9 protein-coding genes are annotated in these 12,010 nt (G+C 33.6%); 7 read left to right on the forward strand and 2 right to left on the reverse strand.

From position 1 onward, the window contains the following. Positions 1 to 13 precede the first annotated feature (13 nt). Together QMO11_RS03710 and QMO11_RS03715 are read right to left on the reverse strand one after the other, a co-directional pair. A complete protein-coding gene (locus tag QMO11_RS03710) occupies positions 14 to 1,708 on the reverse strand; it encodes a methyl-accepting chemotaxis protein (protein WP_282036086.1) in 1,695 nt (564 codons plus the stop codon). 22 nt (positions 1,709 to 1,730) lie between these two features. Further along, complete coding sequence (locus tag QMO11_RS03715; protein WP_282036087.1) at positions 1,731 to 2,243, reverse strand: YfiR family protein; 513 nt, start codon at positions 2,241 to 2,243, stop codon at positions 1,731 to 1,733. Between the two features lie 174 nt (positions 2,244 to 2,417). On the opposite strand from QMO11_RS03715, the gene QMO11_RS03720 reads away from it, so the two are divergent. From QMO11_RS03720 to QMO11_RS03750, 7 genes are all read left to right on the forward strand, one after another. Continuing rightward, the gene (locus QMO11_RS03720; RefSeq protein ID WP_282036088.1) at positions 2,418 to 3,440 is read left to right on the forward strand and encodes a hypothetical protein; all 1,023 of its coding nucleotides are present in this window, start codon (positions 2,418 to 2,420) and stop codon (positions 3,438 to 3,440) included. A 90-nt stretch (positions 3,441 to 3,530) separates the two neighbouring features. Then, positions 3,531 to 5,852 carry an efflux RND transporter permease subunit gene (locus tag QMO11_RS03725; RefSeq protein ID WP_282036089.1) on the forward strand — a complete coding sequence of 774 codons (2,322 nt, stop codon included), beginning with the start codon at positions 3,531 to 3,533 and terminating at the stop codon, positions 5,850 to 5,852. A 2-nt stretch (positions 5,853 to 5,854) separates the two neighbouring features. Next, positions 5,855 to 6,829 carry a polyprenyl synthetase family protein gene (locus QMO11_RS03730; protein ID WP_282036090.1) on the forward strand — a complete coding sequence of 325 codons (975 nt, stop codon included), beginning with the start codon at positions 5,855 to 5,857 and terminating at the stop codon, positions 6,827 to 6,829. A gap of 131 nt (positions 6,830 to 6,960) precedes the next feature. Continuing rightward, positions 6,961 to 8,469, forward strand: coding sequence for a F0F1 ATP synthase subunit beta (gene atpD / locus QMO11_RS03735; RefSeq protein WP_282036091.1), 1,509 nt, complete (start codon positions 6,961 to 6,963; stop codon positions 8,467 to 8,469). A 1-nt stretch (position 8,470) separates the two neighbouring features. Next, entirely contained in the window at positions 8,471 to 8,728 is a 258-nt protein-coding gene (atpC, locus tag QMO11_RS03740; protein ID WP_282036092.1) for an ATP synthase F1 subunit epsilon, read from the forward strand. Between the two features lie 71 nt (positions 8,729 to 8,799). Then, complete coding sequence (locus QMO11_RS03745; RefSeq protein ID WP_282036093.1) at positions 8,800 to 9,819, forward strand: glycosyltransferase family 9 protein; 1,020 nt, start codon at positions 8,800 to 8,802, stop codon at positions 9,817 to 9,819. A 57-nt stretch (positions 9,820 to 9,876) separates the two neighbouring features. Then, complete coding sequence (locus QMO11_RS03750) at positions 9,877 to 11,976, forward strand: glycosyl transferase family 90 (protein WP_282036094.1); 2,100 nt, start codon at positions 9,877 to 9,879, stop codon at positions 11,974 to 11,976. The last annotated feature ends 34 nt before the right edge of the window (positions 11,977 to 12,010 follow it).

The following is a 12,010-nucleotide window of genomic DNA, read 5'->3' on the forward strand; positions in this document are numbered from 1 at the left end:
ATAGGCTTTGTGATTAAAATTTCTCGTAATTGTCTAAATTAAAATCCTTATCCAGATTTATTATTTCACCACTTGTAGATGGTTTTATTGGTTCTCTTTCTTGTACGCTATCTTGTTTATTTTCAGCAACAGCATCGGTAGACTTTGGTTCTGATGGCTTTATCTTAACATCTGAATCTCCAATAGTAAAGAAGCCAACCGCATCTTTTAGCCGATCAGCAAGAACAGACAACTGCTCTGAACTTTGTGTTAACTCATCAGAAGACGATGCATTTTCTTGAGTAATTAAATTCAGCTGTTGCATTGCCATATTTATCTGCTCAGCTCCCGTTTTTTGTTCTAAACTAGCTGCAGATATTTCTTTAATTAACTGTGTTGTTTTTTCAATATCCGGAACAAGCAAACGTGATTTTTCTCCAGCCTCTTTAGATACCTTTAATCCATCAGTTACTAAACTATGAATTTCATCTGCTGCAACCTTACTTCTTTCAGCCAACTTTCTTACTTCGGCAGCAACAACTGAAAATCCTCTTCCGTGCTCTCCTGCCCTTGCAGCTTCAACGGCTGCATTTAAAGCTAAGATATTTGTTTGAAAGGCAATATCTCCAATTATCGTAATCTTTTCAGAAACTAGTTGCATTGAATTGGCAGCCTTGGATGATAACCCATCGGCAACATTAACATCACTAGCAGTTTCAACCGTAATTTTCTCAGTTTCAACAGCATTCTCTGTATTCTGGTCAATATTAGCAACCATCTCTTCAATAGATGTAGAAACTTCTTCCGCAGAAGCAGCCTGATCTGCTGATCCTTTAGACAATTGCATTGAACTATCTTTTAATGTTTGGCCATTTGTTACCAAATCATTCGCATTCTCTTTAATCGAAACAACAATATTCTTCAAGTTAGTTGCCATTGTCTTCAGCGCTTCAGCTAACAAACCGATTTCATCTTCTTGTTGTATATCCAACTTCGCCGTTAAATCTCCTTCACCAATAGTTTGAGCAAAAGCAACTCCTTTATTTAAAGGCTTAACAACACTATTATACAAAATATATGCGATAGAAGCTGATACCAAAACCAACACAATCAACATAATGATCACAAAACCATTAAACCAACCAAATGAAGCATCCATATCTTCTAATGCTTTGGTATTAAGTGTAGCAAACTCGTCACCTAGAGTCTCCAATCTCTCGGTTAATTTATCACACAACATAATGATTTCTCCGTCTTCTTGAACCATTGGTTCAACTTCAAATATCACCATAACATCGTCATACGACTCAAAAGAGTTTAAGCTCGTCATCACATATTTTTGCTTTAAAAACAAGTCGTCTGTTTGAACTTTTAAAGAATCAAATAACAACTGATTTTTAGTGCTCCACTCTGATTTAATCGACTCTAAGCTTTCTAATAATTCAGGGTAATTATTTGAATGCAACTCTTCGAGAGACTGCTTATCTGAAGTACCAGGCTGTCTATCAATAAACACCCAGCTTTTTATAAGCGATTTAGAACTAACCAACATATCGTGATATTGACTAATTAACTTCTCAGAAGGACTGTAGATCTTAGTAATCTCTTCACTTAGTGTTCTACTATTATTAAGTGTAACAGAAGTTGAAACCCCATTAATAAGTATTGCCACTAAAATCAACCCAAAACCAATAATTAATTTTTGAGCTATATTAAGTTTAATTTTCATACATCAATTTATTAAAGTAATACTACATTTTAATAGCAGCAGCCATATTCTCAAGCTTAGAACTAATGCTTAGTCCGAGAGCTTGTGCATTATTACCACTAATTTCAAATTTTAGGTTATTATCTCTAACAACAAAGTTAATTACAGAGCCATGCTTGGTTGCCCCTTCAGCCTCTGTTATAATGAGTGAATTTTTACCAATCACACTTTTTATAGTTGCTGCATGCTTCGAATAATTAATCGATGAAGATACAAACACTACTTGACAAGCTGTTAATTCATCGATAGATTTAAACTCTTTGACAACTACGTTTTGATAACCAAATTTTTTACCTGTAGATTGTTTAGTTAACCAATTTGCTACCCTACTATCCTTTATCACACCAATCACAAAATCCCCTTCTTTAGCTGCATCTGGCCATCCTATGTACCTCACAAAGTTCAATGTAAATACAGCTTTATATTTTTCAACTTGTCCAAAACTAAGGGTTGGAATAAGAACAAGGAAAAATAGGAATACACCCATTTTTTTCATAAACAATTACAATTAATTCTACGTTTTTCTAAGGGTATTACGGCAGCTATTACAATTAGGTTACTTATTACAAACATTTTTTGTTAAAAAAAGAGAAGACCTATAATTTTTGCACTGTTTTGCCAAATGAACCGATAAAACTCATAAATTTGCCTTCTCTATTTATATTTAGGAATGATTCGATTAGTAAAGCAACATAGTGCTAAGGAGGGGGATAATTTTAACGAAAATCTAATTTCTATTTTGGATACAATCCAAAAGGAAAATGTTGATTATTTCACTATTAAAGTCACCATTTATATCAACTCAGAAACAAAGGACAGTTTTTCTAAAGAAAGTGATTCTGCTCTTCAGAATTGCAAAGCGTTTTTTAAGGATAAAACCCCTGGGTTATCCATAGTCCCAATATCTTTACACAGAAACATTCCTTTTCTTATTGAATCAACTTTACATAACAAAAAAGAAGGAGTTGTAAAGTTTAAACAATTATTTGATCATCATTACACAGTTGTTGAAAATCATAATTCTACCGAACTTTTCTCCGGATCAATTTCTTTTAACGAGACAAGCAAAGTCTATAACATTCAGAAAACGCTCGATTTTGCAGAGCAAATTCTTGATGCAGAAGAAATGACCTTTGAGCACCTCTATAAACAAAATAATTATATTGGTGCATTGTCAGAAGATAATCTTAAGGAATTTAATGAGATTAAAGATTTCTATTGTGGCGGTGCTCAATTTAAGAATGGTTTACCCTTAAATATCAATATTGGTTCAAATCACGATATTTTATCTGTTGACATTTGTGCTTTAGCTTACGGCGATGAGAATACTGCATTCAAGAGAATAAAAAATAGTATTATTATTAATAATTCCTCTCCACAAATAAATACGATTCATCAAAGCCCAAAAGGAGATATCAAACAACAAACCACAAACACTATCCTCAATATTATTGAAGAAGTAAAGAGTCTTCAGGCAAGTTTAAATCCTCATTTGCAAAAAAAAGAATTATCTGAAAAAGACTTGCTATTCTTACGAGTTATAGTAACAGAAGAAAATGACTTTGATTTTGTGAGTAAATATATTACTGAAGCATTACCTCTTGTGCCATTTACTATCATGTGTGCCAATTCAGCCCACAAAAATCAATTAATACAAATAGAAGGGATTACAAATCTCAACATAACACTTTAGAGCAAAAATACAATGTGGACAGTTATTGCACGCACAATTTTAAGAAATAGACTATTCTTTCTTAGCCTCATATTTATACTTACCCTGTTTATGGGGTTCAAAGCCGGTGATGTTCAAATGTCATATGAATATGCACCTCTCTTACCAAAAGATGATCCGGCATATATTGAACAACAAGAATTTACCGCCCAATTTGGTAACGATGGTAACTTAATGGTTTTGGGCGTTCAAGACAGAGATTTTTTTGAACTTGACAACTTTAAAAATTGGCAAGAACTAACTAAATCACTTCAAGAAATTGATGGTGTAAGCGCGGTCTTCTCAGCTAGTGAATCTTACAATTTAATTAAAAATAAAGAGAAAAAACGTTTTGAAACTGTTCAAATATTCAATAATGAAATTGACAGTCAATACACTTTAGACTCACTGCAAAGAGTATATACAAATCTACCTTTTTATGAAGGAGTTTTGCATAACAAAGAAACTGACAGCTACTTAATGGCCATAACTCTAGAACCTGAGATTCTTCAAAGCGAGGCTAGGGTAGAACTAATCAATAGAATTGTTGAAGCTGGAACAGAATACACTAACAAAACAGACGTTTCTATTCATTATTCTGGGCTACCATACATTAGGGTGATTACGGCAGAAATGATTAAGAAAGAGCTTAATATGTTCATATTTATGGCTCTTGGAATTACAGCACTCATCATATTCTTATTCTTCCGATCATTCAAGGTTGTGATCTACTCAATGCTTGTAGTTATTATCGCGGTGATTTGGGCTCTTGGGACCCAAGCCCTTCTTGGATTTAAAATAACCATATTAACAGGTATGATACCTCCACTAATTATTGTGATTGGCATACCTAATTCGGTATTTCTGCTCAACAAGTACCATCAAGAATTCAAACAGCATGGTAATAGAATAAAAGCACTTCAAAGAGTTATACGAAAGATTGGTAATGCAACCTTCTTAACCAATTTAACAACAGCATCTGGTTTTGCAACTTTTGTTTTTACCAGCAGCCGCATACTTATTGAGTTTGGTATAATTGCAGCTATCAATATATTGGTAGTCTTTTTATTATCATTATTACTAATTCCTATAATATTTAGTTTTGTAGCCGAACCAAAAGAAAGACACCTTAACCACCTAAATAACACGGCTGTTAATAAAATAGTAAATAAGTTTGTTCATATCGCTTTAAATAATCGAACTACGGTTTATTCTGTTACAGGTGTAGTTTTGTTTTTAGGGGTTATTGGTATATTTCAAATAAAAACAACGGGGTATATGCTTGATGATATCCCTCATGATGATCCTCTTTATGTTGATCTTAAATTTTTTGAAAAAAACTTTGATGGATTAATGCCTTTAGAAATTGTAGTTGATACAAAAAAAGCTAAAGGTGTATTAAAGAGTAGTTCGTTAATGAAGATGGATAAGCTAGAAACCAAATTAGCACAACATCCTGATATTTCAAAGGCACTCTCACTTACTCAGGCAGTAAAATTTGCGCGCCAAAGTTTTTATAATGGTAACGAAAAATACTATGGCGTTCCGAAAAGTAACCAAGAACGTAACTTCATACTGTCATACATATCCAAAAATGAGGAAAGTGGTACCGAGCTCATAGAAACATTTGTAGATTCTCTTAGTCAGAAAGCTAGGATGAGTTTTAGAATGAAAGACATCGGGACCAACCGCATGGAGATTATCAACAAAGAAATCATTAAAGAAATTGAAGAAATATTTCCGAGTGCTAAATTTGACACCTCCGTTACAGGAGCTAGTGTCGTATTTTTTAAGGGAACGCAATATTTAATTAAGAATTTATTTGTCAGTTTATTTCTCGCGGTAATTCTTATAGCCTCATTTATGGCATGGATGTTTTCATCAAAACGAATGGTTATTGTTTCTTTAATTCCCAATTTAATTCCGCTAATCATGACTGCGGCATTAATGGGTTATTTTGGCATCCCAATAAAACCTTCTACAATATTAGTATTTAGTATTGCATTCGGAATTTCAGTTGATGATACCATCCATTATTTGGCTAAATATCGACAAGAGCTTACTGAAACCAATTGGAGCATTAGAGCCGCAGTTGTACTAGCCTTAAAAGAAACAGGGGTAAGTATGATTTATACATCAATTATTTTATTCTTTGGTTTTGGAATATTTGGTTTTTCAGAGTTTGGCGGAACTGTAGCTTTAGGTATTTTAGTTGCTGTAACATTGCTCATTGCACTTTTCTCAAATTTAATTTTATTACCTTCGCTCCTCTTAACCTTAGAAAAATACATCACAACAAAATCCTTCAAAGAACCATTACTTCATATTTATGATGAAGATGAAGACATTGAACTTGAAGAGTTAAGAATAAAGAAGAACACAAAAGACGCTTAAGAATGCTAAATATTAATGAATTACTAAACTTTGTTAATGCAGAGTTAAAGGAGATTTCTTTTGATCAAGAACCTGTTAAACTTTACGAGCCCATTAAATATTCTCTCGATATGGGAGGAAAGCGCATTCGACCTATTTTGTGTTTAATGGCTACTCAACTTTTCAATGGAGATATAAAAAATAGTTTGCCACCTGCATTAGCCCTTGAAGTGTTTCATAATTTTACTTTGCTACATGATGATATCATGGATAATGCAGATGTAAGACGCAACCAACCTGCGGTTCATAAAAAATGGAATGCCAATACAGCCATCCTTTCGGGAGATGCAATGCTGATTAAAGCCTACCAGTTTTTGAGTGATTGTGAAGACTCAGTATTACCTGAAATATTTGCACTATTTAACGAATTGGCAATTGGCGTTTGCGAAGGTCAGCAATACGACATGGATTTTGAAACCAGAAGGGATGTTACTACAAACGAATACCTTGAAATGATTCGTTTAAAAACAGCCATTCTATTAGCAGGAAGCCTTAAGGTAGGTGCAATATTAGCCAACGCTCCAAAAGATGATGCTAACAATATTTATAATTTTGGATTAAACATTGGTTTAGCCTTCCAGCTGCAAGATGATTACTTAGATTGTTTTGGTGATATTAAAACCTTTGGCAAAAAAATTGGAGGAGATATTATTGCAAACAAAAAAACATTTCTATTATTAAGCGCATGGGCTAAAGCTGATAAAGATGAAACCCAAGAGTTAAACAAATGGATTTCAGCAGAAGAATTTGATGCTGATGAAAAAATAACGGCTGTTAAAAACCTCTATACGAAATTAAAAGTAGATGAGCTTTCTAAACAAAAAATGGAGGAGTATTATTCAAAAGCAATGGATAGTTTAAGCAATATAGATATCCATAATAATGCTAAGCAAGAGTTAATTTCTTTTGCTAAAAATTTAATGCACAGAAGTAATTAGAACCCTATTATTTTTTGCAAGGTTTTGCAATATTTTTTCTATTTTGATCGGCTAAACAAAAAGCGGTTCTATTCCTTAATCTATCGGATATTCTATCACAAAAATCGATGGATAGCTAATAATAACATTATATGAAGCAAGTAGAAGGTAAAATAATTCAGATTGTAGGTCCTGTTATTGACGTTAGCTTTGAACTTAACGACAGTGAACTTCCTAAAATATTAGATGCACTTGAAATAGTACGAGACAATGGTGAAAAAATTACCATTGAGTGCCAACAACATATTGGAGAAAGCGCAATCAGATGTATTTCTATGGATGCAACTGATGGTTTAACCAGAGGTATGAAAGTAGTTGCAACAGGTCAACCTATTTTAATGCCTCCGGCAGATAAAGTTAAAGGACGCTTACTAAATGTTACCGGAACCCCAATTGATGGGATCGGTAATATTGATAAAGAGGGCGGTACCCCAATTCATAAAGATCCTCCTAAATTTGAAGACTTATCAACCGAAGCTGAAATTTTATTTACCGGAATTAAAGTAATCGATCTTATCGAGCCTTATTCAAAAGGTGGTAAAATTGGTTTATTCGGAGGTGCTGGAGTAGGTAAAACTGTACTTATTCAAGAACTTATTAATAACATTGCCAAAGGGTACGATGGTCTTTCTGTATTTGCAGGTGTAGGTGAAAGAACTCGCGAGGGAAATGACCTACTAAGAGAAATGATTGAATCTGGAATTGTTGATTACGGTGAGGAATTCCAAAAAGATATGGAACAAGGTGGCTGGGATCTTTCTAAAGTTGATGAAAAGGCATTAGATGACTCTAAAGTTACCATGGTTTTCGGACAAATGAACGAACCCCCTGGCGCACGTGCTAGAGTTGCACTGTCAGGCTTAAGTATTGCAGAAAGTTTTAGAGATGGAGATGGTGAAGGTTCTGGAAAGGATATTCTTCTATTTGTTGATAATATTTTCCGTTTTACCCAAGCAGGATCTGAAGTATCAGCTCTATTAGGACGTATGCCTTCTGCCGTAGGTTATCAGCCAACATTAGCTTCTGAAATGGGCGCATTGCAAGAGCGTATCACCTCAACTAAAAATGGGTCTATTACATCTGTACAAGCAGTTTATGTTCCTGCGGATGATTTAACTGATCCAGCTCCGGCAACAACATTCTCTCACCTTGATGCTACAACAGTATTAAGTCGTAAAATTTCAGAGCTTGGTATTTATCCTGCAGTGGATCCTTTAGATTCTACTTCACGTATTCTAAGTCCTGATATTGTAGGAGATAAGCATTATAACACGGCTCAAAGAGTAAAAGAAATTTTACAGCGTTATAAAGAACTTCAGGATATTATTGCCATTTTGGGTATGGAAGAACTATCTGAAGAAGATAAATTAATTGTACACCGAGCACGTAGAGTTCAACGATTCTTATCGCAGCCATTCCATGTTGCTGAGCAATTTACAGGTTTAAAAGGTTGTTTGGTTAGCATTGAAGATACCATTAAAGGTTTCAATATGATTATTGATGGTGAGGTTGATAAATACCCAGAAGCGGCATTTAACCTTGTGGGAACAATAGACGAAGCTATTGAAAAAGGAGAAAAGTTATTAGCTGAAGCGAAATAATATGGATTTAAATCTAGAAATTATAACACCCGAGAAAATTATTTATTCCAATGATGTTGGATTAGTTCAACTTCCGGGAATAAATGGTAGCTTTACAGTCCTTAAAAACCACGCTCCAATAGTATCAAACCTTGAGAAAGGTACAATCAGAGTAATTGGTAAAAATGGTAAAGAACATTTTTTTGAATGCACAAGTGGCATTTTTGAGTGCCGAAACAATAAAGCAACCATTATAATGGATGCTATAATAAAAAAGTAAAAAATATAAAGCAACTATATTGCAAGCCATTATCCTTTCGATAATGGCTTGTGTTTTTCAATATCATCATTGTGAAAAAGATTTTAATTATCAGATTTAGTTCTATTGGAGATATTATCCAATGCATGGCAGTTACAGGAGGCTTTAAAAACCACCACCCAAAAACGGAATTGCATTGGGTAGTTCGAAAAGATTTAGCTTCGTTAATAAAAATTGATCCTCGCATTGATAAAATATGGGAATTTGACAGAGAGCTAGGAATGCTTGGTCTCCTGAAACTTGCCTTTCAACTAAAAAAAGAAGGTTACTCTCATATCTACGATGCGCATAGTAATATCCGCTCTAACATCGTAAAAACTATTCTAAACCCTTTAAACCTTAGTTCTTCCAAACTGATAACCAGACGCAAGCATCGAATTAAAAGAATCTTACTTTTTAAATTTGGCATCAACAAACTTCCCAACCCGTTTAGAGCTTTTGAATCGTTTAGGTCGCCCATCAGAAAATGGGATATCAATAATTTTGAAACCCCCGATTCTAATTGGGTATTTCCCGATGAAATTGAGAACAAGTGCTCAAAACTAATAAATGGTTATACTCAAAATACAGTAACACTTGTTCCTTCTGCTGCTCACGACTTAAAAAAATGGCCTGTTAAATATTGGCAAGAAGTAATTACGCAACTCTCCGATAAAAAGTTCATCATACTAGGTGGTCCTGATGATCATTTTTGTGAGGACATTAGAAGTGTAGCCCCAAATAGGGTTTTAAACCTTGCAGGAAAAACTACCCTACACGAGAGTTTTTGTATAACTTCAAAAGCAAATTATGTTTTGAGTGGTGATACCGGATTTTTGCATGCAGCAGATTTATTTAATAAGCATGGCATTGCACTAATTGGCCCTTCTGCATTCGGATACCCATCGGGGAAAAACATGAAAGTTTTTGAAATAGAACTTCCGTGTAAACCTTGTAGTAAAGATGGTAGTACCATCTGCAAGATTAAAGAAATAAAGAAGTGTTTGATAGATATCAAACCTGAAAAAGTAATAAAAGAAATTGCTGCTCATTTTGAGCACAATATTTGTTAAGGATATAATACCACCCCAAAAGCTCTCAATAATAAGATGATCAAACAAACAAACTACATGAGACTAAATATTCTATTTGTTAACTCTATAGGTAAAAACAAATGGGGAGGTGGTGAAAAATGGATGATTCAAACAGCAAAAGGACTACTTGACATTGGGCATCAAGTAAAAATAGCTGTTAGAAAAAACTCTGTTCTCCAACAAAAAGCGGAAGAACTTGGTTTAGAAACCATGCCTATATCCTATAATACTGATTTCGATATAAAAGCAATTAGTACCCTTAGAAGTTATTTTCGACACAACAAAACTGATATTGCAATTTGCAGCCTTAACAGGGATATTAGAATTGTTGGTGTAGCCAATAAACTACTTTTTAACAGACCAAAGGTAGTCGGTCGACAAGGTGTTCAGCTAATCAAAAACAAATGGAAATACAAGGTTACATTTAGTCATTTGGCAGATGGTATTTTAACCAATTCAAAATCTCTTAAAACCATATACGACAGTTATGGTTGGTGGGATAAAGATTACGTTAGAGTAATTTATAATGGTATTAAAATAAATGAAGATACTTCAGTTTTTGATTACAACAAGATCACTCCTATATCGGAAAATACAAAAATTATATTAAGCGCAGGAAGACTTGACGATCAAAAAGGATTCCCTTATTTTATCTTAGCAGCTCAATTTGCTAAAATCAATAATAAAGATTGGAAGTTTTTTATTGCTGGTTCAGGTAAGGATCAACATAAACTTGAAAGAATCATTCGCTCAAATGGTTTAGAGAATCATGTTTTCTTATTAGGTTTTCAAAAGAATATATATCCACTCTTCAAGCAAGCAGATGTATTTGTATTAGCTTCATTATATGAAGGAATGCCAAATGTATTGCTTGAGGCGATGCTTGATGGAGTTCCTGTAATTACAACTCCGGTAAACGGAGCTGCGGAACTTGTTACCAATAATAAAACAGGCCTATACATAGAAACAAAGAATCCAAAATCAATTTACAAACAACTTAACCAATTGTTTGAAAACCCTGAGGCAGCTGAACAAATGACTATTGCAGCCAAAGAATTTGTAAACAATAACTTTACCTTATCTCAATCTGTTGATAGCGTAAATAGTTATTTTCAAGAATTGGTATTACAAGAAAAAAGTTATGCCCCTTATACCATAGTAGATACTACAAAGAAGAAATACTCTGCTATTAAAAACGTTAGGCATAAAAACATTAAAGCTTGGTATTATTTTAAAAATTTTATACGAATTAAGCTTTCTAAATCATATGCTCCTAATGGATTAGAGCGTACCCTAAATACGCTTAATAGTTTTGATGAAGAATATATAAGTAATAGGGTTAACTATTATAATAAGATAAATACTATTACTAAACTTCCTAACTCTTCTCAAAGTGTGAAAGAATTTATCCATGATCACAATATGGAGACATATTACCTAGATATGTGGAAGTATGTTCACTATTTTGACCCTAGCTATAGATTAAGATATGAGTTTGGCGATATTACAGAGATACCACAAACTCCTAGTGTTGTAAAAAGTAGACCGATTAGTGATAACAATGCCAACTCAGTTTTATTAAACCTTAATAAGGTGAGGCATTTCATATATGTTAAAGACAATAAAAAATTCTTTGATAAGGTAAATAAAATTGTTTGGAGAGGTAATATTTGGACACACCAACCGCAGAGGGTAGAGGTACTAGAAAAACACTTCAATAATCCATTTTGTAATATAGGGCATACAAATGACGCTGATATTGACACTGAATGGAAAGTTGAAAAATTAACTATTGAGGAGCAATTAGCCTATAAATTTGTATTATCAATAGAAGGAAATGATGTTGCTACAAACTTAAAGTGGATCATGTCTTCTAAATCGATTGCGGTAATGCCTAAACCAAAATTTGAAACTTGGTTTATGGAAGGGCAATTAATTCCTGACTATCATTATATACTAATAAAGGATGACTACTCTGACCTTACGGAGAAGCTATTATACTACATAGAAAACCCAGAAAAAGGTGAAGAAATAAGGATTAATGCCAACAATTACGTTAATCAGTTTCGAAATAGAAAAAGGGAAGATCTAATCTCAACTTTAGTGCTAAAAAAGTACTTTAAGCTAACAAATTAAATAATAATCGTAAAAGGATTATATTTTATAGCAA

Source organism: Saccharicrinis aurantiacus (genome assembly GCF_947489045.1).
GTDB classification, from domain to species: domain Bacteria; phylum Bacteroidota; class Bacteroidia; order Bacteroidales; family Marinilabiliaceae; genus Saccharicrinis; species Saccharicrinis aurantiacus.